The organism is Achromobacter sp. HZ34 (assembly GCF_002209485.1).
GTDB lineage: Bacteria > Pseudomonadota > Gammaproteobacteria > Burkholderiales > Burkholderiaceae_B > Bordetella_C.
In genome coordinates, this window is sequence record NZ_NJIX01000003.1 from 550957 (window position 1) to 574155 (window position 23199).

Annotated in this window: 16 protein-coding genes and 1 pseudogene; 9 read left to right on the forward strand and 8 right to left on the reverse strand. The window is 64.9% G+C overall.

Annotated elements, in window-relative coordinates; all coding sequences use genetic code 11:
* Window positions 1–88 precede the first annotated feature (88 nt).
* Complete coding sequence (locus CEY05_RS14600; protein WP_088599026.1) at window positions 89–1096, forward strand: cytochrome c5 family protein; 1008 nt, start codon at window positions 89–91, stop codon at window positions 1094–1096.
* A gap of 521 nt (window positions 1097–1617) precedes the next feature.
* On the opposite strand, the gene CEY05_RS14605 is transcribed toward CEY05_RS14600, so the two are convergent.
* On the reverse strand, window positions 1618–2226 hold the full coding sequence (locus CEY05_RS14605) for a preprotein translocase subunit SecD (protein ID WP_088599027.1): 609 nt from the start codon (window positions 2224–2226) through the stop codon (window positions 1618–1620).
* A gap of 358 nt (window positions 2227–2584) precedes the next feature.
* Between CEY05_RS14605 and thiC the strand changes: the two genes are divergently transcribed.
* Together thiC and CEY05_RS14615 are read left to right on the forward strand one after the other, a co-directional pair.
* Window positions 2585–4498, forward strand: coding sequence for a phosphomethylpyrimidine synthase ThiC (gene thiC / locus CEY05_RS14610; RefSeq protein WP_088599028.1), 1914 nt, complete (start codon window positions 2585–2587; stop codon window positions 4496–4498).
* Window positions 4499–4578: 80 nt separating this feature from the next.
* Window positions 4579–5424, forward strand: a complete 846-nt coding sequence (locus CEY05_RS14615) for a DUF1444 family protein (RefSeq protein WP_088599029.1) — start codon at window positions 4579–4581, stop codon at window positions 5422–5424.
* A gap of 18 nt (window positions 5425–5442) precedes the next feature.
* On the opposite strand, the gene CEY05_RS14620 is transcribed toward CEY05_RS14615, so the two are convergent.
* Together CEY05_RS14620 and metH are read right to left on the reverse strand one after the other, a co-directional pair.
* A complete protein-coding gene (locus CEY05_RS14620; RefSeq protein WP_088599243.1) occupies window positions 5443–6252 on the reverse strand; it encodes a helix-turn-helix transcriptional regulator in 810 nt (269 codons plus the stop codon).
* Between the two features lie 11 nt (window positions 6253–6263).
* On the reverse strand, window positions 6264–10037 hold the full coding sequence (metH, locus tag CEY05_RS14625; protein WP_088599030.1) for a methionine synthase: 3774 nt from the start codon (window positions 10035–10037) through the stop codon (window positions 6264–6266).
* Window positions 10038–10484: 447 nt separating this feature from the next.
* Between metH and CEY05_RS14630 the strand changes: the two genes are divergently transcribed.
* From CEY05_RS14630 to CEY05_RS14650, 5 genes are all read left to right on the forward strand, one after another.
* A complete protein-coding gene (locus CEY05_RS14630; protein ID WP_088599031.1) occupies window positions 10485–12419 on the forward strand; it encodes a TonB-dependent siderophore receptor in 1935 nt (644 codons plus the stop codon).
* 224 nt (window positions 12420–12643) lie between these two features.
* Entirely contained in the window at window positions 12644–13552 is a 909-nt protein-coding gene (locus CEY05_RS14635) for a cobalamin-binding protein (RefSeq protein ID WP_088599244.1), read from the forward strand.
* Window positions 13553–14089: 537 nt separating this feature from the next.
* Window positions 14090–14878, forward strand: a complete 789-nt coding sequence (locus CEY05_RS14640) for a thiazole synthase (protein WP_088599032.1) — start codon at window positions 14090–14092, stop codon at window positions 14876–14878.
* Window positions 14875–15711, forward strand: coding sequence for a bifunctional hydroxymethylpyrimidine kinase/phosphomethylpyrimidine kinase (thiD, locus tag CEY05_RS14645; RefSeq protein ID WP_088599033.1), 837 nt, complete (start codon window positions 14875–14877; stop codon window positions 15709–15711). Before CEY05_RS14640 ends, thiD begins: the two co-directional genes overlap by 4 nt.
* Window positions 15712–15828: 117 nt before the next feature.
* A complete protein-coding gene (locus tag CEY05_RS14650; protein ID WP_088599034.1) occupies window positions 15829–16509 on the forward strand; it encodes a protein-L-isoaspartate O-methyltransferase in 681 nt (226 codons plus the stop codon).
* Window positions 16510–16789: 280 nt separating this feature from the next.
* On the opposite strand, the gene rfaE2 is transcribed toward CEY05_RS14650, so the two are convergent.
* From rfaE2 to CEY05_RS14675, 5 genes and pseudogenes are all read right to left on the reverse strand, one after another.
* Window positions 16790–17278 carry a D-glycero-beta-D-manno-heptose 1-phosphate adenylyltransferase gene (gene rfaE2 / locus CEY05_RS14655; RefSeq protein ID WP_088599035.1) on the reverse strand — a complete coding sequence of 163 codons (489 nt, stop codon included), beginning with the start codon at window positions 17276–17278 and terminating at the stop codon, window positions 16790–16792.
* Window positions 17279–17364: 86 nt separating this feature from the next.
* Window positions 17365–18267 (reverse strand): ferritin, encoded by a 903-nt coding sequence (locus tag CEY05_RS14660; RefSeq protein WP_088599245.1) that lies wholly within the window; start codon window positions 18265–18267, stop codon window positions 17365–17367.
* A 282-nt stretch (window positions 18268–18549) separates the two neighbouring features.
* Window positions 18550–20103: a ubiquinone biosynthesis regulatory protein kinase UbiB gene (ubiB, locus tag CEY05_RS14665; RefSeq protein WP_198952781.1), complete on the reverse strand. Its 1554-nt coding sequence runs from the start codon at window positions 20101–20103 to the stop codon at window positions 18550–18552.
* Window positions 20104–20252: 149 nt separating this feature from the next.
* Window positions 20253–20906: pseudogene (locus CEY05_RS14670) on the reverse strand (SCP2 domain-containing protein); the annotation flags it as partial.
* Between the two features lie 172 nt (window positions 20907–21078).
* Window positions 21079–21810 carry a GntR family transcriptional regulator gene (locus CEY05_RS14675; protein ID WP_088599038.1) on the reverse strand — a complete coding sequence of 244 codons (732 nt, stop codon included), beginning with the start codon at window positions 21808–21810 and terminating at the stop codon, window positions 21079–21081.
* Between the two features lie 382 nt (window positions 21811–22192).
* Between CEY05_RS14675 and CEY05_RS14680 the strand changes: the two genes are divergently transcribed.
* Entirely contained in the window at window positions 22193–23197 is a 1005-nt protein-coding gene (locus CEY05_RS14680) for an ABC transporter substrate-binding protein (RefSeq protein WP_088599039.1), read from the forward strand.
* Window positions 23198–23199: the final 2 nt, after the last annotated feature.

A 23199-nucleotide genomic window follows, 5' to 3' on the forward strand; every position in this document is an offset into this window, starting at 1 on the left:
GAATGGCGGTTTGCTGGCTTGCCGCCCTGCTTTGAATCACTGTTGCCGCCGTGCAGGCGCCCCGGTACACCGATAGCAGGATTAGGATATGAGCAAAGAGCAAGAACATACACAAGAACATGCCTCACTCATCAAGACCCCCCAGCAGTTGATCGTTACGGTCGTTCTATCTTTCGTCATCCCGATCATCATCATCCTGATGCTGGTCAATATGGTGGTCTCGCAAGGCCGCAGCGGCGCAGGTTCCAACGCGCTAACGCCAGACGCCATCAATAAACGCATTGCCCCCGTGGCGGGTTTCGACTTCGTCGACATCACCGCTCCCAAGGTCTTCAAGACCGGCGAACAAGTCTTCGCCGCAGTCTGTACGTCCTGTCACGCCGCCGGCGTGGCCGGCGCGCCCAAGGTGGGCGACAGCGCAGCCTGGGGGCCGCGTATCAAGGAAGGCTACGAGGCGATGCTGAACATCGCCCTCCACGGCAAAGGCGCCATGCCCGCCAAGGGAGGCAATCCCTCCCTGAGCGACTATGAAGTAGCGCGCGCAGTGGTGTTCATGGCCAACAAGTCGGGCGGCAATCTGCCGGAACCGGCAGCGCCTGCGCCAGAAGGTGGCGCCCCGGCCGCTGGCGCCGCGCCACAGGGTGGCGGCCAGGCGGCAGCGCCTGCCGCTGGCCAGACGGCCCAGGCCCAGCAAGCGCCGGCGCAAGCCACGGCAGCCCAGACCCCGCCAGCCGCACCCGGGAACGCAGCGACCGCCGCTGCCGCGCCCGCGCAGCAGGCACCGTCGGCACAAGCGGCACCGCCGGCCGGCCAGCAGCCTCCCGCCCAAGGCGCGACCGCCCAGGCGGCCGTCAATCCGGCGGGCGAGAAACTGTACAAGAGCACCTGCTTCGCCTGCCATAGCTCTGGCGTGGCCGGCGCACCGAAGTTCGGCGACAAGAGCGCCTGGGACAAGTACATCCAGACCGGCGAAGACGCCATGGTCAAGGTGGCTCTCACCGGCAAGGGCGCGATGCCCCCCAAGGGTGGCGCCGCCAACGCGTCGGAAGACGATATCCGCGCCGCGGTGCGGTATATGGTCAACGCGGCGAAGTAAGCCGGCGGGGGATTTCGCCGCAGTGGCGAAGCATGCTGCGGGGAAGTCCGCCGCTGCCGCATGGCAAATCACCACAACGTAGCCTCCCCATACCGGCCTGCGTAAAAAGCGCGGGCCGGGTAATGCTGGATCGGATTCTGGCTATCCGGCACTTACCTGTCGGCGGTTGTCGTCGTGCCCGCAGCATGCCGGCCTTACCAGGCCGGTGCGCGGTCACTGCCCCTCCCCTGTAGTGCTCGCGTACCTCTTTGCATCCGTGCCATACCAAAGCGGCTGCAACGTGGGCACGACGCCGCGGTTGACCCACCGCGGCCGCCACCTCTCCGCCCTTCCCCGTTCATCCGCGCAGGCTGATCGCGTGAGCCATCAGCGCCCGTGGTCTCTGCGAGCCATCCGCCCAAATGGGGCGGATGATCGCCCCCCCCTCATTGCCAAACGACTCCGGCCCGCTTAGCGGGCCGGAATCATTGCTGCAGTGGAGACGAAGCGCAAACAGCCTGCGCGCCTCGCCTGTTGCGGCTTTACTGGCGCGGTGCTGTCGAAGCAGGCGGCGTGATCGGGGTGGTGGGCGCGCCGGCGGCCGGCTGGTCGCCACGCACCTTGGCAACGATGTCCTGCGCGGTCTGGGCGCTATTCACGCCGAAGGCCAGCACGCCACGGGTCAAGGGCTCGCTGATGCGCAAGGCAGCCAGGATGTTGCCGTCGGCCACCAGCACCAGCAACTTGCCGACGTTCTGCGTAGTCACGGTCGTCAAGGTGCGGGCACCGCCTTCGGTGAAGCGCAAGCCGACATAGTTTTCACCCTGGCGGCTGGCCAGCGGCGCTGCCTCGGTCAGATCGGCACGCGTCAGCACGGGCTGGCGCTGCACATAGATGGAACCATCGCTCAACTTCACTTCGGTCAAGCCCGGACCAGGATTGTTCTGCGCCAGCAGGAAGCCCACCGCCGGCACCGTGGCCTGGCCCGAAGGCGGCGCGCTGGGCGTCGTCGAAGGCGTGCCGGGAGGCGTCGATGCACCGGTAGTCGACGGCTGGGACCCCTCGGTTTTCTGACCAGGGGTCTGGCAACCCGCCAAGGCCAGTGTGGCGATAAGCAACGCGGGAGCCAGCTTACGAAGGGTGATCTGCATGGAGTTCTTCCTGTTTTTGATCTGGTTGAATCACGTCGGCAAGCCGACGGTTACAAAAAAAGTTTACAGGGCGCTGAGTGCCCGACACAAGGTGATACTGCTTCCATTTGTAATGCCCGTAAAACATGACCACAACACTACAGGCTTTTAACCCGTTCTATACTTCGATGTTCACGCGGGGGTACTTCCTTGCCGGCATGGCCGGCGGGAGGTTGAGAGAGTCCCTTCGTACCAGTACGGATAATGCCGATGCTGGGAGCGTTCCGGCACACGGTATGGGATGACTTCGTGCAACAACCCGCATCCCTTGTGTCGGTCCGACCCGATTCGGCTCCAACTCACCAGTCTTGGAGCTTCAATGAACGCCAATCCTAAATTCCTCGCCGCCACGGCCGAGGTCGATGCAGCAGCCGTCGCACCCCTGCCCCGTTCCCGCAAGATCTATCAGCAAGGTTCACGCCCGGACATCCGCGTGCCGTTCCGGGAAATCTCCCAGGACGATACGCCGACCATGTTCGGCGGCGAAAAGAACCCCCCGCTGACAGTCTATGACTGCAGCGGCCCCTACACCGATCCCGATGCCAAGATCGACATCCGTCGCGGCCTGCCCGAACTGCGCCGCGGCTGGATCGAGGAACGCGGCGACACGGAACTGCTGACGGGCCCTACCAGCGACTACGGCAAGGAGCGCCTGGCCGATCCCAAACTGACCGCCATGCGTTTCGATCTGCAGCGTCCGCCGCGCCGCGCCAAGGCCGGTGCCAACGTGTCGCAGATGCATTATGCCCGCCGCGGCATCATCACGCCCGAGATGGAATTCGTGTCCATCCGCGAGAACCTGCGCCGCGAACAATACCTGGAATCGCTGCGCGCCAGTGGCCCCGAGGGTGAAAAACTCGTCAAACGCATGCTGCGCCAGCATCCCGGCCAGTCCTTCGGCGCCGCCATTCCCAGCATCATCACGCCGGAATTCGTGCGCGACGAAATCGCCCGCGGCCGCGCCATCATCCCCGCCAACATCAACCACCCCGAAGTGGAGCCGATGGCCATCGGGCGTAATTTCCTCGTAAAAATCAACGCCAACATCGGCAACTCCGCCGTCAGCTCCGGCATCGCCGAAGAAGTCGAAAAGATGACCTGGTCGATCCGCTGGGGCGGCGACACGGTGATGGACCTGTCCACCGGCAAGCACATCCACGAGACCCGCGAATGGATCGTGCGCAACTCGCCGGTGCCGATCGGCACGGTGCCGATCTACCAGGCCCTGGAAAAAGTCGACGGCAAGGCCGAAGATCTGACCTGGGAAATCTTCCGCGACACGCTGATCGAGCAGGCCGAACAGGGCGTGGATTATTTCACCATCCACGCTGGCGTGCGCCTGCCCTTCATCCCCATGACGGCGGACCGCATGACGGGCATCGTCTCGCGGGGCGGCTCCATCATGGCCAAGTGGTGTCTGGCGCACCACCGCGAAAGCTTCCTCTACGAACGCTTCGAGGAAATCTGTGAAATCATGAAGGCCTACGACGTCAGCTTCTCGCTGGGCGACGGCCTGCGCCCGGGTTCGGCCTGGGATGCCAATGACGAAGCACAATTCGCCGAACTGAAGACGCTGGGTGAGTTGACCCAGGTGGCGTGGAAGCATGACGTGCAGGTCATGATCGAAGGCCCCGGCCATGTGCCCATGCAGATGATCAAGGAGAACATGGATCTGCAGCTGGAGCATTGCCACGAAGCGCCCTTCTACACACTGGGACCGCTGACGACCGACATCGCCCCCGGCTACGACCACATCACCTCCGGCATCGGCGCCGCGCTGATCGGCTGGTACGGCACCGCCATGCTGTGCTACGTGACGCCCAAGGAACACCTGGGCCTGCCCAACAAGAAGGACGTCAAGGACGGCATCATCACGTACAAGATCGCTGCCCACGCGGCCGATCTGGCCAAGGGACATCCTGGCGCGTCGATCCGCGACAACGCGCTGTCGAAGGCGCGCTTCGAGTTCCGCTGGGACGACCAGTTCAACCTGGGCCTGGATCCGGACACGGCCAAGGAGTTCCACGACGAGACCTTGCCCAAGGACTCGATGAAGGTGGCGCACTTCTGCTCGATGTGCGGCCCGCACTTCTGCAGCATGAAGATCACGCAGGACGTCCGTGACTATGCGGCGACCATAGGCGCGAGCGAGAAGGACGCGCTGCAGAAGGGGATGCAGGAAAAGGCCGTCGAATTCGTCCGCAAGGGCGCCGAGGTCTACCACAAGCTGTAGGGGATTTCGCGGTTTGCGGAGGGGGACGATATCATCGCGGTATCTTTCCCTTCCCGCAACGCGGGTTTTCTGGAATCCCGATGACCTTTTTTTCCCGTATTTTTGCTGCCCGGCAGGCGCGCGCCATGGACGTGGCGGATTTCGCCAAGGCCTATGCCAGCGCCGCGCAGGGGCGTTTTCCCGACGCGGAAGTGAAGATCGAAGAAGCCGCCACCGCGGCTGGCGTCAAGGTGCACTGGGTCATGCCCGGCGGCATGCAAGTCAACCAGTTCCTGGGCAATGCCTACGCGGCCTACCAGAAGTCGCCCGCCGACATGGATGCCATCATCGCCGCTCACCTGGATGCCGCCCCTACCGGCCAGGAAGCCGATCCGGCCACGCGCCGCGCCAGCATCCTGCCCCTGGTCAAGACCACCATGTGGCTGACCACCAGCCTGAAGCAGCTGGACGCCGCGGGCATCGAGAACAAGGAAGCTTTCATCACCGAACCGCTGACCGATGAATTGCTGGTGGCCTTCGTGGAAGACAAACCCGAGGCCATGAGCTACGTCGCGCCTGGCGAACTGGAAGCCCTGGGGTTGACCCGCGAGCAGCTGATGCCGCTGGCGCTGGAGAACCTGCGCCGCCAGTTGTCCGCGCTGACCGTGGAAGGCCAGGACGGCCGCTACGGCGTGCGCGCGGACGGCAACTACGACGCCAGCTTCGTATTCCTGGCGCAGGAATGGCGCGATCGCGTCGAGATCAAGGGCGACCCCGTGGTGGCCGTGCCTGCCCGCGACGAGCTGCTGGTGTGCGGCCGCGAAGACAGCGACAGCGTGCGCTCCCTGCGCGACATGGCCGCGCGCATCATGGCGCAATCGGCCTACGGCCTGTCGGCGCAGCTGTACACGTGGAAAGACGGCAAGCTGGTGGTGTTCACGGAGTGAACGGCGGTAAACGCCTGCTCACTCCTTGAGCAGCATGATCAGCTTCATGTCCGTATGCGTCGCCAGGCGGAAGGTCACCTGGCGATAGCGCAGGATGCCCATACGCGGATGGTCGAAGTCGCGCAGCCCGCCTTCCCGTTCGATCACCGCATGGCGGGTCCACCAATGGCCGAAAGCGGGGCTGGCGCGCGTCAGGTCGTCCAGCAACGCGCGCACGTCCTCTTCATCCAGATGCGCCCCCGCGTCGGCGCGGAACTCCGCCACCACGCGCCGCGCGCGCTGCTCCCAATCCACCACCAACTGGCGCGCGGCCGGATCCAGGAAAATGTAGCGCAACAGATTGGGCGCCGCATCGCGCACGGGCCAGTCGTCGAACAGCTCGCGCATCTGCGGGTTGTACGCCATCAGGTTCCAGCAGCGGTCCAGTACATAGGCCGGCACGCTGATGGCGTCCACGCTGTCCTGCAGCACCCCCGACACTCCCGCGGGTTCATCGCGCGGATGGCTGGGGTCGGCGCACTCCGCCAGCTCGAACAGATAGGCACGCTCGGCCCGCCCCAATTGCAGGACGGTGGCGATGCGCGCCCACACCGCCGGCGAAACCGACACCTCGCGGCCTTGCTCGATCCACGTGTACCAGGTGACGCTGATGCCGCACAGCTGCGCCACCTCTTCGCGCCGCAGGCCGGGCGTGCGCCGCCGCAGCCCCGTCGGCACCCCCGCCATCTGCGGCGTGATGCGCGAGCGCGCCGCCCGCACGAAATCGCCCAGCGCGTGACGGCGCAGGGCCGACCCTTCGTGTACCGCGGTGCTGGCGGGAACGTTCATGGTCCGGCGCACTACCCCAGGTTGGGCGCCAGCGTGCGGCGCACGTCTTCTTCCGTGCGGCCGCTGCGCTGCACGTAATCGTGCAACTGGTCCTCGCCGATGGTGCCGACGTTGAAATACTGCGAATCGGGATGGCTGAAGTAGAAACCCGACACGCTGGACGCCGGGAACATGGCATAGCTTTCGGTCAGCGTGATGTCGATGGCGGAAGCATCCAGCGTTTCGAACAGCTCGCGCTTGACCACGTGTTCCGGGCAGGCCGGATAACCCGGCGCCGGCCGGATGCCGACGTATTTCTCGGCGATCAGCGCGTCGTTGTCCAGGGTCTCGTCCGCCTTGTAACCCCACAGGTCCTTGCGCACGCGCGCATGCAGGCATTCGGCGAAGCCTTCGGCCAGGCGATCGGCCAGGGCCTTGAGCATGATGCTGGAATAGTCGTCCTGCGCGGCCTCGAATTCTGCTTCCTTCTTCTCGATGCCCAGGCCGGCGGTGACCGCGAACAGGCCGATATAGTCCAGCTTGCCGCTGTCCTTCGGCGCGATGTAGTCGGCCAGGCACTTGTTGCTGACGCCTTCGCGCTTGACCCCTTGCTGGCGCAGGTTGCGCCACGTGAACAGCACCTTCTCGCGCGTCTCGTCGGCGTAGATCTCGATGTCTTCGTCATTGACGCGGTTGGCCGGGTAGAAACCCACCACGCCATTGGCCGTCAGCCAACGCCCTTCGATGATGCGCTTGAGCATGGCCTGGCCGTCGGCCAGCACCTTGCGCGCCTGTTCGCCCACGACCTTGTCATCGAGGATGGCGGGGTATTGGCCGAACAGGCTCCAGGTCTGGAAGAAAGGCGTCCAGTCCATGTAGGTGGCGATCTCCGCCAGGTCGTAGTGCTTGAAGTTGCGGCGACCGATGTACTTGGGGCGCGGCGGCGTATAGGTGGCCCAGTCGATGACGGGCCGCGCGGCGCGCGCTTCCTCGATCGACACCAGCGGCGTGGCCTTGCGGTTGGCATGGCGCCGGCGCACGTCCTCGTATTCCTGCGCCAGGTCGGCCAGATAGGTGGCGGACTGGTCCGAAACCAGATTGGTGGCCACGCCCACCGAACGGCTGGCGTCCGGCACGTAGATGACCGGCCCCTCGTAATGCGGCGCGATCTTCACGGCGGTATGCACGCGGCTGGTGGTGGCGCCGCCGATCAGCAGCGGCACCTTGCGGTCGCGGAAATACGTATCCCGCTGCATTTCGGCGGCGACGTAGGCCATCTCTTCCAGGCTGGGCGTGATCAGGCCGGACAGGCCGACGATGTCCGCGTTCTCCGCCTTGGCCGTTTCCAGGATCTTGGCGCAGGGCACCATCACGCCCATGTTCACGACTTCGAAGTTATTGCATTGCAGGACCACCGTGACGATGTTCTTGCCGATGTCGTGCACGTCGCCCTTGACGGTGGCGATGACGATCTTGCCCTTGGCGCGCACATCGCCGCCGGCTGCCGCGATCTGGCGCTTTTCCTCTTCGATGAAGGGGATCAGGTGGGCCACCGCCTGCTTCATCACGCGCGCGGACTTCACCACCTGCGGCAGGAACATCTTGCCTTCGCCGAACAGGTCGCCGACCACGTTCATGCCGTCCATCAGCGGGCCTTCGATCACCTCGATGGGACGGCCGCCACGCGCCTCCACTTCCTGGCGCACTTCTTCGGTGTCCTCGACGATGAAGGTGGTGATGCCGTGTACCAGCGCATGCGTCAGGCGCTTGCCCACCGGCTGGGCGCGCCAGGCCAGGTCTTCCTCTTTCTTGGCGCCCGAGCCCTTGACGGTATCGGCGAACTGCACCAGGCGCTCCGTGGGCGTGCGTTCGTCATCGGCTTCGGTCTTGCCGACCGGTTCCGGGCGATCCAGCACCACGTCTTCCACCAGGTCGCGCAGGCGCGGTTCCAGGTCGGCATACACGCCCAGCTGGCCGGCGTTGACGATGCCCATGGTCATGCCTTCGCGAATCGCGTAATACAGGAAGACCGTGTGGATGGCTTCGCGCATCGGCTCGTTGCCGCGGAAGGAGAAGCTGACGTTGGAGACGCCGCCGGAAATGCGCGCATGCGGCAGGTTGTCGCGGATCCAGCGCGTTCCCTCGATGAAATCGACGGCATAGTGGTTGTGTTCGTCGATACCCGTGGCGACGGCGAAGACGTTGGGATCGAAAATGATGTCTTCCGGCGCGAACCCTTCCTGCTCGACCAGCAACTTGTAGGCGCGGCCGCAGATCTGCTTGCGGCGTTCCAGCGTATCCGCCTGGCCTTGCTCGTCGAAGGCCATCACCACCATGGCCGCGCCGTAGCGGCGGCACAGGCGCGCGTGATGCAGGAAGATTTCCTCGCCTTCCTTCATGGAAATCGAGTTCACCACCGGCTTGCCCTGCACGCACTTCAGGCCGGCCTCGATGACTTCCCACTTGGAGCTGTCGATCATCACCGGCACCCGCGCGATGTCGGGCTCGGACGCGATCAGGTTCAGGAAGCGGCTCATGCAGGCCACCGAATCCAGCATGGCCTCGTCCATGTTGATGTCGATGATCTGGGCGCCGTTTTCCACCTGCTGGCGGGCAACGGCCAGGGCCTCGTCGTACTTTTCCTCGCGGATCAGGCGCGCGAACATCTTGCTGCCGGTGACGTTGGTACGCTCACCGACGTTGATGAACAGCGTTTCTTCGTCGAAGTTCAGCGGCTCCAGGCCCGACAGGCGCGTCTTGACGGCGATCTCGGGCACCACGCGCGGCGTCAGCTCGCGCACCTTGGCGGCGATGGCCGCGATATGGTCCGGCGTCGTGCCGCAGCAGCCACCCGCCATATTGACCAGGCCGGCGCGCGCGAATTCCTCCAGCAGCGCCGAGGTATCGGCAGGCTCCTCGTCGAAGCCGGTGTCGCTCATCGGGTTGGGCAGGCCGGCGTTGGGGTACACACACACATACGCGTCGCAGATCTTCGACAGCTCGGCCACGTAGGGCCGCATCAGCGCCGCTCCCAGCGCGCAGTTCAGGCCGATGGTCACCGGGCGGGCGTGCCGTACCGAATTCCAGAAGGCTTCCACCGTCTGCCCCGACAGGATGCGGCCGGACGCGTCGGTAACGGTGCCGGAGATCATCACCGGCAGGCGCACATTGCGCGCTTCGAAGACTTCCTCGACCGCGTAGATGGCGGCCTTGGCGTTGAGCGTGTCGAAGATGGTTTCGATCAGCACCACGTCGATGCCGCCGTCGAGCAGGCCGTTGAGCTGTTCGACATATGCCACCCGCAGTTCGTCGAAAGTGACGTTGCGCGCGCCGGGGTCATTGACGTCCGGCGAGATCGACGCCGTCTTCGGCTGCGGCCCCAACGCGCCCGCGACGAAGCGCGGATGATCGGGCGTGCTGTACTGGTCACAGGCCGCGCGCGCCAGGCGCGCCGATTCCTTGTTCAGTTCGTAAGCCAGTTCCGGCAGGTCGTAGTCGCCCTGGGCGATGGACGTGGCGCCGAAGGTATTGGTTTCGATGACGTCGGCGCCGGCGGCCAGGTACTGCCGGTGGATCTCGGAAATCACGTCCGGCCGGGTCAGCGTCAGCAGTTCGTTGTCGCCCTTCAGGTCCTTGCCATGTTCCGCGAAGCGCTGGCCGCGGAAGTCGGCCTCGGTCAGCTTGTAGCGCTGGATCATGGTGCCCATCGCGCCGTCCAGGATCAGGATGCGGTCGGCAAGTCCGCGCACGAAATCGGCGCCGTGCGTATAAGCGGACAAGGGGTAGGGCATGGCGGGATAAGACACGGTCGATCCTGATTGAATGGGACGCTTGCGCGGACCCAGGAGTATGGCAAATAAGCGGGTGGCGTGAGGACAACAAAAGTCCCGCTAAATCAAAGCGTAATGGTAACAAAACCCCTGTAAGCCCTAAGTGCCGTGTTACAGTCCGCAACCTCGAATCGGTGCTTTCAACGCAACCGGACCTGCTCGCGGCGCCTGCCGCGCCGGGCCCGGCGGGTGAAAGTCAAACGGGAAACAGGAAGGAAGGCCGCCCACACACGGGTAAACATGCCTCCTCAGCCTGTGCTGCCCCCGCAACGGTCCTCGCGCGGCGACGCGCGACAGCCCGATACCGGCCGATTCGCCCGTGGAATCACTTGCCAGGCAAGGGCACCAACCCGCCGTATCCGGCGTGATTCCGATTTTTTCGTGAATGACGTGCGGGGTCGCGCGTCCTACCGAGGTCCACTCATGAAGTCCCGCTTTGTCCTGCGTAGCGCAGGCCTGCTCGCCTGTCTGGCTCCCGCCTGGGCCTGGTCCCAGCAAACCCCCGCCAATTCCGCCCCTGCTGTATCACAGCTGGATACCGTCGTCGTCACCGCCACCCGCAGCGTACAGCCGCTGAAGGACGTCCTGGGCGACGTCACCGTGATCGGCAGCGAAGAACTGCAAAGCGCCGGCCAGAGCAGCCTGGCCGAAGTGCTGTCGCGCAGCCACGGCATCGAATACGCCAACAACGGCGGTCCGCAGACGGTCACCAGCCTGTTCATGCGCGGCGCCAACAGCAACCAGACCCTGGTGCTGGTGGACGGCCAACGCATCAACAACGCCACCAACGGCCTGGCAGCACTCAACGCCCTGCCCGCCAGCAGCATCGACCACGTCGAAATCGTGCGCGGCGCGGCCAGCAGCCTGTATGGCTCGGACGCCATCGGAGGCGTCATCAACATCATCACCAAGCGCGCCACCGACAAGCCGCTGTCGGCCTTCGCCGACGTCGGCTTCGGCACCTACGGCACCAGCAGCTACAACGCCGGCCTGTCGGGCGCGTCCAACGGCTGGACCTACAGCCTGTCCACCGGCTACCAGCAAAGCCACGGCTTCGACGCCACCAACAAGAAAAATTATTATCACAACCCCGACAAGGACAGCTACTACCAGAACAACGTAGCCGCTTCGCTGGGTTATGAGTGGCTGCGCGGCCAGACGCTGTCGGTGCAGTACTACCGCACGTCCGTGAACGGCGGCTACGACATGGGCAATTCGCCCGCGTTCAACGACCGCTCAATCCAGCGGCTGGAAACTTATTCGGTCACCAGCACCAACCGCCTGACGGACTTCTGGACCAGCACGCTGCGCTTCGGCAGCTCGCTGGACTACAACCGCAGCGAGAACGCGCCCGGCGATGAAGTCTTCGGCAACACGCCCGATGGCCGCAGCGTGTTCCGCACGCGCCAGAACCAGTTCACCTGGCAGCACGACCTGCAACTGGCCCAGGGCCAGAAGCTGACGCTTGCCTATGAGCACCTGGAACAGCGCGCCGCCGGTGACATCGGCAACTTCAACGACTTCCCGGTCAGCTTCGGCAACTACGACGAGACGCGCCGCCACGTGAATTCCTTCACGGGCGTCTACCTGGGTGACTTCGGCCGCCATCACCTGCAGGCCAGCCTGCGCAACGACAACAACTCGCAGTACGGCGATCGCACCACCGGCGGCCTGACCTACGGTTTCGACATCACCGAGAAGGTCCGCGCCACCGCCGGCTATAGCACCGGCTTCCGTGCGCCGAACTTCAACGAGCTGTACTGGCACAACGACGGCGGCTTCCAGGGCAACCCGAACCTGCGTCCCGAGACCTCGCAGAACTATGAGCTGGGCTTGCGCTACCAGGACGACGATGCCGAAGCGGGCGTGACCTACTATCACAACAAGGTCAAGAACCTGATCATCAACCAGGCCGTCGATGCCGCAGATCCGTTCAGCGTCTATCAGCCGTACAACATCTCGCACGCCTTGCTCGAAGGGGTCACCTTCACGGGCATGCGCAAGTTCGGCGACACGCGCATCCGTGCCAGCCTGGACCTGAGCAATCCGCGCAACACCGACACGCACGAGCAATTGCCGCAGCGTTCGGACACCGTGCTGCGCCTGTCGGCGGATCATCGCTGGGGCAGCTTCCTGCTGGGAGGCGAGGTCTACCTGACCGAAGACCGTACCGACGCGATGACCGGCGACAAGCTGGCCGGCTATGGCCTTTTCAACCTGCTGGCATCGTATGAACTGACGCGCAATCTGCAGGTGAGCGTCCGTTGGAACAACGTGTTCGACAAGAAGTACACCTTGGTCGAAGGCTATCGCACGCCAGGTTCCAACGCGTTTGTGAACCTGAGCTGGCGCATGTAGCATCGTGGCATCGCGCCGCGTCCGCGGCGCTTTGTCCACAGCACATCATGCGACGTAGCACTTCTTTCTTCGCCCCCTTGCGCCCGCCGGCGCGATGGGGCGTTTTCATTGCCGGCCTGATGGCGGCAGCGCTGACCACGGCGTCCTGCGGCGCCGCGCCGCCAGCGGGCGACGACAAGGCGGGACAGGCAGGCGCAACGGCGCAAAAGGACCACGCCGCCGGAATGGGGCGGACGAGCCAATCGGGCAAATCGGATCAGGCGGGCTCAGCCGCCCAGACGGACGCCGCGGCAGCGGTGCCGGCCGGCCCGATCACGGTCACCGACGACCAGGGCCGCACCGTTACGCTGGAGCAACCGGCGCGCCGTGTCATCACGCTGGCGCCGCATGCGACCGAACTGGTCTACGCGGCCGGCGCGGGCCAGGCGATGGCCGGCACCATCCAGGGCAGCGATTTTCCGGAAGAGGTCAAGCAGGTGCCTTCCATCGGCGACGGCACCCGGCCCAATGTCGAACGCGTGGCCGAGCTGCGGCCCGATCTGGTCATCGCCTGGTTGCCGGGCGCGGCCGAGCCCTTGATGCCCACGCTGCGCACCCTGAACGTGCCTGTGTTCTTCAGCGATCCACGCACCCTGGCTGCCATCCCCGATGAAGTCGCGACCCTGGGCCGCCTGTTCGGCACCGAAGCCGCGGCCGACAAGGAAGCGGCCAGCCTGCGCGAACGCCTGGCCAAGCTGGCCGAGCGCTATCGCGGGCGGCCGCCGGTACGCGTCTTCATCCAGGCCGGCAGCAACCCGCTGTTCACCTTGAACAAGCAAAGCATCGTCAACGATGCCATCGGCATCTGCGGCGGCGTCAATGTCTTCGCGGATGCGCCCGCCACCGCGTCGCAAGTCGGCCTGGAAACGGTCCTGGCGGCACGCCCCGACGCCGTGGTGTCCGGTGTGAGCGGCATCGAGGAGTTGCGCACGCTGGCCTCGTCCTGGAAGGAGACCCGTTTGCCCGCGGCCCTGGCCGGCCATATCTACGGCGTCGACGCCGATACGCTGTACCGCCCCGGCCCACGGCTGATCGACGCCGCCGAGGCCCTGTGCCAGGCCCTGGACCAGGCCCGGCCGCCAGTGCCGCGCTGAGGGGCAATGGCAAAGCCGGTCGGCGCGCGGCTGCTGGCGAGAAGTTTTTAATGATGGGGGGTTCCCCATCGCCCCTTTTTTTGGGCTAGCGCCCCTGTGGCTGCGGCTTGGCAAGCGACGGGAGCACCCGATGCCCGCGGTCGCTGGCGAAGAGGTTTTTTGATAGAGGTTTTTTTGAAAATGGGGGTTCCCCCATTGCCCCCCTATTGGGCTAGCGCCCCTGTGGCTGCGGCTTGCCAGGAAGGGAGCATCCGATGTGGCGCCATGCGTCGGAGGTCGGGGCCCGAGGCCCGGGCCTTGGGCCTTGGGCCTCGGGCCTTGGGCCTTGGGCCTTGGGCTTCTGGCTTCTGGCTTCTGGCTTCTGGCCCCTGACCCCTGGCTTGGCCCCGCCTGGAGCAAAGACCCTGCCGGCGACGGGGCGGATTCGGGGCGCTGCTGTTTTATGATTGCGGTTAAACCGCGACGTCATCCTGGCGTGGCCGGTCGGACGGCCCCCGCCGTTACGGCCTCAATTTCGGCCTCACTTTTGGCATCATCATGAACTCCCAAGACACTTTTACCGTCGCCGGCCGCAGCTTCCGCTCGCGCCTGGTGGTGGGCACCGGCAAGTACAAGGATTTCGAGCAGACCCGCCAGGCGCTGGACGCCAGCGGCACCGAACTGATCACCGTCGCGGTCCGCCGCGTGAACCTCGGCCAGAACGCCAACGAACCCAGCCTGCTCGACTTCGTCCCGCCCTCGCAGTTCACCTACCTGCCCAATACCGCCGGCTGCTATACCGCCGACGAAGCCGTGCGCACGCTGCGCCTGGCGCGCGAACTGCTGGACGGCCACGATCTGGTGAAGCTGGAAGTGTTGGGCGATCCCACCAACCTCTTCCCCAATATGCCGGAAACGCTCAAGGCCACGAAGACGCTGGTCGATGAAGGGTTCAAGGTGATGGTGTACTGCGCCGACGATCCCATCCAGTCGCGCATGCTGGAAGACCTGGGCGCGTCGGCCATCATGCCCCTGGCCTCGCTGATCGGCTCCGGCATGGGCATCGTCAACCCCTGGAACCTGCGCCTGATCATCGACCAGGCCCGCGTTCCCGTACTGGTGGATGCCGGCGTGGGCACGGCCTCGGACGCCGCCATCGCCATGGAACTGGGCTGCGACGGCGTGCTGATGAACAGCGCCATCGCCCACGCCCGTAACCCGGTGCTGATGGCCGGCGCGATGAAGCTGGCCGTCGAGGCTGGCCGCGCCGCCTACCTGGCGGGCCGCATGCCGCGCAAGCTGTACAGCGCCGAGCCTACCTCCCCGACGGAAGGCGTGGTGCGGTGAGCAAGCCTCGTCCCATTCCGAATGCGTTGACCATCGCCGGCGTCGACCCCTCCGGCGGCGCCGGTGTATTGGCCGACATCAAGGCCATGAGCGCACTGGGCGCCTATGGCTGCGGCGTCATCGCCGCGCTTACCGCGCAGAACACGCATGGCGTCACCGGCGTCTCCCCGGTGCCGCCCGCTTTCGTCGGCCAGCAGATCGACACACTGTTCACCGACGTGCGCATCGATGCCGTCAAGATCGGCATGCTGGGGCAGATGCCGGTGATCCAGGTGGTGGCCGAGAAGCTGGCACGCTGGCGCCCGGCGGACCGCGACTGGCATGTGGTGCTGGATCCCGTGATGGTCGCCAAGAGCGGCGACCTGCTGCTGGAACGCGACGCCGTCGGTGCCCTGCGCGAAGCGCTGCTGCCGCAAGCGACGATGCTGACGCCCAATCTGCCGGAGGCCGGCGTGCTTCTGGAAGAGCGGCCGGTGGAGTCGGTGAAGGAAATGCGCCGCGTGGCCGAGCGCCTGCGCAACAAGATGGCCTATGACGGCCGGCGCTGGGTCATGGTCAAGGGCGGGCACCTGCCCGGCAACGACGTCATCGACCTGCTGCACGACGGCGACCGCATGATCGAACTGCCCGGCCATCGTATCGACACGGCCAATACGCACGGCACCGGCTGCACCCTGTCGGCCGCGCTGGCGGCACTGCTGCCGCAGATCGACGACGTGCCGGAAGCAGCGCGGCGCGCCAAGGCCTATCTGACCGAGGCCATCCGGCATTCCAGCCGCCTGGACGCTGGCAGCGGCCATGGGGCGGTGCATCATTTCCACGCCTGGTGGTAGGTCAGAGTTCTGTAAGACTGGCGGGCTGTACCCGGCGGAAGGCCCCTGCAACCCACCCTGGCGCGCAAGCCGGTACAATTGCCCCCGCCGTCATCTCCGAAATTCTTCCGTGCTGTCATGAACGCATCCACTCTGCCCGACGTCGAACAAGCCCGCTTCAACATGGTGGAACAGCAAATCCGCCCTTGGGATGTGCTGGACGAAAACGTATTGGCCGCCTTGTTCAAGGTGCGTCGCGAACAATTCGTGCCCCCGGCGTATCGCACGCTGGCCTTCTCCGATCTGGAGATCCCGCTGGAAATCAACGCGGTGGACACCCGCCAGAGCATGCTGCCGCCGAAGACCGAAGCGCGTCTGGCGCAGGAGCTGCTGCTCAAGCCGACCGACGCCGTGCTGGAAATCGGCACGGGTTCCGGCTACCAGGCCGCCCTGCTGGCCGCGCTGGCGCAGCAGGTGACCTCGATTGAGATCGACAGCCGCCTGGTTGCTTTCGCGCAGCAGAACCTGCAGCTGAACAATGTCGGCAACGTCAAGATCGAAACCGGCGACGGCCGCAATGGCTGGGGCAGCACCGAATACGACGCCATCCTGATCACTGGCTCCGTGCCTGTGGTGCCGGATGGGCTGAAGTACCAATTGCGCATCGGCGGCCGCATGGTCGTGATCGTCGGCCAGGCGCCGGTGATGACGGCCTGTCGCATCACGCGCAGCACCGCGGCCAGTTTCGAGACGGTCAACCTGTTCGAAACCATCGTCAAGCCCCTGCGCGGCGCTACTGTCTCCCAGTTCAAGTTCTGAGGACAGGGGTTTTCGCTGGACGGCAGGGCCGTTCTTCCTTCTGGAAGAAGACAGATTTTATGTGGGCCCTCCGGTCCCCATTCCCGGCGCCGCGAGCCGTGACGCTATCGAACGCCGGGGCCAGGGGACGTTGGCATAGCCTGCCCGCAACTTTCGTGATCAAAAAAGACCTGTGCCATGCACAGGTCTTTTTTTTGGGGGGGCGTGGGGCTCCGCAGGGCCCCACAAGAAAAAGGGTCGTGGCAAGCCGCTGGCGGCCCAATCGGGCTTTGGTCGAGCGCTATTTACCGCCCTGGATCTTCTTCACCAAGGCCGTGGTAGACCGTTGGAATTCGAACGGGACCGCGACGGCGCGTCCGCCCCAGCTGCGTACCAGCGCCGTCTCCGGCAACTTTTCCATGTCGTAGTCGCCGCCCTTGACGATGATGTCAGGGCGTAACTCCGCGATCAATTCCTGCGGCGTGTCTTCGTCGAACCACGTGACGGCACCGATGCACGCCAAGGCCGCCAGCATGGCGGCGCGATCCTGCTCATTGTTCAGCGGCCGCTCGGGCCCCTTGCCCAGCCGGCGGGCCGACGCGTCCGTGTTGACCGCCACGACCAGTGTCGCGCCCAGCTGGGCCGCCTCGTCCAGGTACGTGACGTGGCCACGGTGCAGGATATCGAACACGCCATTGGTGAACACCAACGGGCGCGCCAGGCGGCCCTCCGCGATGGCGGCGGCGCATTCCTGGCGGGTGAGCATCTTGGATTCGAAACGGGCAGTCATGCGCGCATTTTACGGGACGGCCAGCGCTGCGCTACCCACACCAGCCCGAGCCCTGCCCGGCCTCGCCTTGCGCAAGCAAGCGTCGCTCAGACGCCGGCGAGTGCCGTGTCGCCCACACCCGGCGGCAGGATGAGACCGGACTTGCCGCCCATCGCCGCCATGGTTTCCTTGCGATAGCGGTTCAGATCCTTGGCGGATTCGAACGTGCGGTCCAGCAGCTTGGACAGGATGTGCAGGATGCGGTCCCCCACCTTCTGCTCCCAGCCGCCGTCGAAACGGATCTGCGAATCCAGCCAGCGCTCCAGCCAGCCCGGATCCGGCAGCTTCGACTGCACCGTGTCATTCGGGAACATGTCCTTGTTGACGTGCAGATTGGTGGGGTGCATCGCCTGCTGCGTGCGCCCCGCCGATGCCATCAACATGCCGATCTTCGAGAAGGCCATCTTGGCCTGCTGGCTGGTATCGGCGCCTCGGTCGTTCAGCGCGCGTCGCATGTACTGCAGATACGCACCCGCATGGCGCGCCTCATCCTTGGCGATGGTGCTGTAGATGGCGCGGATCACCGGCTCGGTGTGCCATTGGGCGGCGCAGCGGTACCAGTGATTCAAGCGGACCTCGCCGCAGAAATGCAGCATCAACGTTTCCAGCGCGGGCGCGCGATCGAATTCGAAACGCACCTTGTGCAGTTCTTCCTCCGTCGGCAGCAGTTCCGGGCAGAAGCGGCGCAAATACTCCATGAGCACCAGCGAGTGCTTCTGCTCTTCGAAAAACCAGACCGATATGAAAGCGCTGAAATCGCTGTCGCCGTGGTTGTCGCGCAGGAACATCTCGGTCGCGGGCAACGCTGCCCACTCCGTGATGGCATTCATCTTGATCGTATTGGCCTGCTCGTCCGACAGCTTGCTCCGATCGAAGTCGTCCCAGGGTATGTCGGTCGACATATTCCAGCGTACGGCTTCCATGGTTTTGAAGAGTTCCGGATAAAGCATGAGATATAGGCCCTGATGTGGTTCAAAGATCCCGTCCCTCAGGCCATCGACCGCGTTCATTGCGCAAGTCTCCCCTGCCGGACGCGGGCGCATGGCTGCGCCCGGGATCGGGTTTGTAATCGGCCGAACGGGAAACTTAGCGCGTACGACCCACGGGCCCCCAAAGCCCGCAGTCGCCTTTATCGCTCTCGCGTGCGAACGTGTAATGACAGAATTATGTCAGAAACATGACTCACACCTGGAACGGTTACGAGTCAAGTCCCTGTTCAAGCGCCCAGGATGCTAACGGACGTGGAACCAGATAACCAGCGCCACCCCCACGGCAAGCACCGCCGCAATGGCCGTCAGCAGCCGATTGCCGTGCTCGCGGGCCTTGCGCAGACGGCCCAGTTCGACCAGCACGGCCGGCTCCACATTGGGCCGAGACAGCTGTTCGTGCAGCAGGCGCGGCAGCGCCGGCAGCATCTGGGACCACTGCGCGGCCTCTTTCTCCAGCTGTTTGCGGATCCCGGACAAGCCCATGCGTTCGCGCATCCAGCGTTCGAGATAAGGCTTGGCGGTCTTCCACAAATCCAGGTTGGGATCGAGCTCGCGCCCCAGCCCTTCCACATTGAGCAAGGTTTTTTGCAACAGCACCAACTGTGGCTGAATTTCCACATTGAAGCGGCGCGAGGTCTGGAACAGGCGCAACAACACCTGGCCCAGGGAAATCTCGGACAGCGGTCGATCGAAGTAAGGCTCGCAGACAGCGCGTACGGCGCCCTCCAGCTCTTCCTCGCGGGTCTCGGGGGGTACCCACCCCGACTCGATATGCAATTGCGCCACGCGGCGATAATCGCGGCGGAAGAAGGCCAGGAAGTTCTGCGCCAGGTAGTTCTTGTCGAACTCCGACAGCGAGCCGACGATGCCGAAATCCAGCGCGATGTAGTGGCCCAAGGTCTGCGGCCGGTCCGACACGTAGATATTGCCCGGGTGCATATCGGCGTGGAAAAAGCCGTCGCTGAACACCTGGGTGAAGAAAATCTCCACGCCGGTGCGCGCCAGCTTGGGAATGTCGATGCCGGCGGCACGCATGCGATCGACCTGCCCCACCGGAATGCCGTACATGCGCTCCATCGTGAAGACGGTGCTGGTGGTGAACTCCCAGATCACCTCGGGCACGATGAGCACGCCGCCGCGATTCGACTCCGGGCCGAAGTTACGGCGCAACTGGCTGCAATTGGAGGCTTCGCGCACCAGGTCCAGTTCGTCATGCAGGTACTTGTCGAACTCCGCCACCACCTCGCGCGGCTTCAGGCGCCGGCCGTCCGCGCCGAGGCGCTCGATCACACCGGCCAGCATGCGCAGCAGCGCCATGTCTTTTTCGATGATGCTGAGCATGCCCGGCCGCAGCACCTTGACCGCCACTTCGCGGCCGTCATGCAGCACGGCAAAGTGCACCTGGGCGATGGAGGCCGAGGCGACGGGATCGACCTCGAAATGCTTGAACAGCGTGGCAGGTGGCGCACCTAGCGCGGTCTCGATGCACTCGGCCGCCTGCTTCGACGGGAAAGGCGGCACGCGGTCCTGCAGCAACGCCAGTTCCGCGGCGATATCCGCCGGGATCAGGTCGCGGCGGGTCGACAGTACCTGGCCGAACTTGACGAAAATGGGGCCCAGCGATTCCAGCGCGCGGCGCAGGCGCACCCCGCGCGGCGCACGCGGCCGCCGGCCGAAGCGCACGAAGCGCAGCAGCAGCGCGGCCATCGGGTGCTTCAGGCCGGAGAGCACCAGTTCATCCAGGCCATAGCGCCAGGCGACGAAAACGATACGGATAAAGCGCAGAAAGCTCAGCATGGTGTTCAGGCTTGCCCCATCGCTGACCGGCTGCTATTCGACATGCCGTGGTTGGTGCCGTTATTGGAATTACCGCTGCCAGGAGAGGCAATGTTCGAGGCGGCGGTGTTCGGCGCAGCCTTCGCGGCAGCGTTGCCTGAACCACCCCCATCCAGACGGCTGAGACGCGCTTCCAGCCGTGCCAGGCGGGCAGCCAGGGCATCGGCGCCGGCCGTCGCGCGGGCAAGGTCGCCGCGCCAGCCTTCCACCACGGGACGATTGGCCAGCATGCCCTGCTCGTACGACAGGTACTCGGCCACATTGCCGCCGATACGCTGGGCCACGTCGCGGGCGCCACGGGTCACGCTGCGCGCGCCTTGTGTCAGACGCGTGGCAGGGATATCGCCGACCACCAGCGCCAGTTCATCTTCCACGTCCCAACGCAGGTTGGCGGCCAGTTCGGCCACCACCTGGGCCAGACCCGCGTCACCGGAGATATGCGTCATGTCGGCGAACGCATCGGCGCGCTCGCGGGCCGATGCCCGCGCCAGCGCCTTGCCTTCGCCACCCAGCAGGCGCGCCAGGCTGAACTTGCCGCTGTCCAGCGTCAGCGTGACATCGGGCACGATGGCGTCGTCAGCCACGTCCGCGTAGCCTTGCACATCCACCGTCAGGGCCAGCTGCATCCGGCCGAACGAGAACCGTACCGTCTTGCCCGCATGGCGGGCCAGACGATCGCGCGCCCACTCCTCGCGCTTGAGCAGGGCGTTGAGCGCACTACACAGCAGGCGCGATGGTCGGGGCAAGGCAGGGAAAGGCAGCATGAGGTTCTGTTGCAGCCCGATCGGGCCGCCGGCAGGGACGGTAAACAGTAAGGGTCGAGTTTACCGGTTAACCGGAACCGGGAGATACGAGCGCGAGATGCACCGGCGCCGCGCCCCACCGGCCATGGCGGCTGAATGAACCAGGGCTGGCCGCGGCAGCGCGGCTCCGGCCTCAGGCAAAAAGCGCCTGCAGGTCCACCGGTGCCTCCCCCGCAGGGTCATCCAGCGCCAGCGTCTGCTCGATATGGTGCAGGTGATGCCGCATCAACTCCGCCGCCCGCGATCCGTTGCCGGCCTCGATGGCATCGATGACGTCCTCGTGTTCGTGATAGGGGCAGGCCGGGGTATTCGGCTTGTCGTAGAGGGTGATGACCAGGCAGGTCTGGGCGCAGAGTTCCCGCAGGGAACGCGACAGGATGCGATTGCCGGTCAGCTCCGCCAGCAGCATGTGGAATTCACCCGACAGGCGGATGATGCGCGGCCTGTCGCCTTCGGCTCGCGCCGCGGCCTCCTGCGCCACGTGCTCGCGCAAGCGCTGTACGTCAGCCTGCCGCGGGCGCTCCGCCAGCCATTGCACCATCGACGGTTCGAGCAGATGCCGCATGGCGAAGACCTCGCGCGCTTCCTCCACCGTCGGGCTGGCGACGCACGCCCCCCGGTTCGGCACCAGCGTGACCAGGCTCTCATGCGCCAGGCGCAAAAGTACCTGGCGGATCCGGGCACGGGTGGAGCCGGCGACTTCGGCCAGGTGGTCCTCCACCAGGCGAGTGCCGGGCTTGAGACGGTGCTCCAGGACAGCCTGCTGCAACTTGGCGTGGATCTCGTCATTGGACAGGGACTTGGGCCGGCGGCCGCGGGGGCTGGCGATGGCCGCTGAAGCGCCGGAGTCGAGGGGAGACGTCATGTCGGAATAAGGAAGTAGCTAGGGAATGCAGGTGCAAAGCCGGATGGAGACCCTGTCGGGCCCATCTCGCCGCGCCGGAACAATCGCATTTTAGATTGCGCACAAAAGCCTTGGAAAGAGAAAACTTTGTAATTGATGAATGGCACCAACTGTGGGCAAATTCCGGTGCAGGCATTCCCCACTTTCGATCACGGACACTTAAACGACCAAGGGCTGAATGCCGGGTTAACACCAAGTCTTGACCACAAAACCCTTGTCGAACAAATGCTTCCACGATTGTGCGCAATCCATATAGAAATTGGCACAGTCTTTGCATGAAAGGCTGCAGCATCGCTCAAGCCCGGGCTGTCCGCGGCCCCCATCGATACTTCAGGAGCCTTACATGCCTTTCTTCCGGACGCTGGCCGCCCTGGCCATGGCCGCCATCGTGCAATACGCCCCTACCGCAAAGGCCGCCACGCCGACCATCACCCTGGGCTTCGCCAAATGCGCGCACTGCCTGCCCATGGCCTTGACCCCGCAACTCGCCAAGGGCGTCACGATCGAGGCCACCCCCTTTACTTCGGGCAACGATGTGTTGACTGCCCTGGTATCCAAGAGCATCGATGTCGCCCAGGTGACCTATCTGCACTTCGTTACCGCGCTCGACAAGGGGTTTGACGTGGTGGCGATCTCGGGTCAGGTCAACGGCGGCTCGGAAATGCTGATGGCGCCCGGCGTGGCGCTGCAGGGCGAAGACTGGCCCGGGCTGAAAAAGCTGGTGGAAGAGCGCAAGAAAGCCGGCAAACCGCTGCGGGTAGCCGCTTCGCGCGGCAACGCCCAGGATCTGCACATGCGGGGCGTGCTGGCCAAGCATGGCATCGATCCCGACAAGGACGTCCAGTTCCTCAACATCCCGAATCCGGCGGATCACGCGGCGGCCTTGCAGCGAGGCGAGATCGACCTGGTATCGACGGTGGAGCCGTTCGCGTCGCAGATCCGCATCACGGGCGCGGGCAAGCACTTCGACTTTCCCTATGACCAAGCGGCCGGCAAGCTGACCAATCTCATCGTCACCCGCTCCGACGTCATCAAGAACCACCCGCAGGAAGTACAGGCCACCGTCGACGCCGTGGTGGCCCTGGTGGGCAAGCTGAAGACGGACCAGCAGGCCTGGGTGGATGTGATCACCAAGTACACCGCGCTGGATCCGGCCGTGGCGAAGCAGGCGTTGCAGAACGCCGAGCCCGACTACGACATGTACCTCAAGCCCACCCTGGCCATCGCCAAGATGATGCGGGACCTGCACTACGTCGCCACCGACGTGTCCGCGCAGATTCCCGAGCATATGAATTACGACTTCCTGTCCAAGGCCACCGGCAAGCCCAAGACGGAACTGGGCTTCTGATA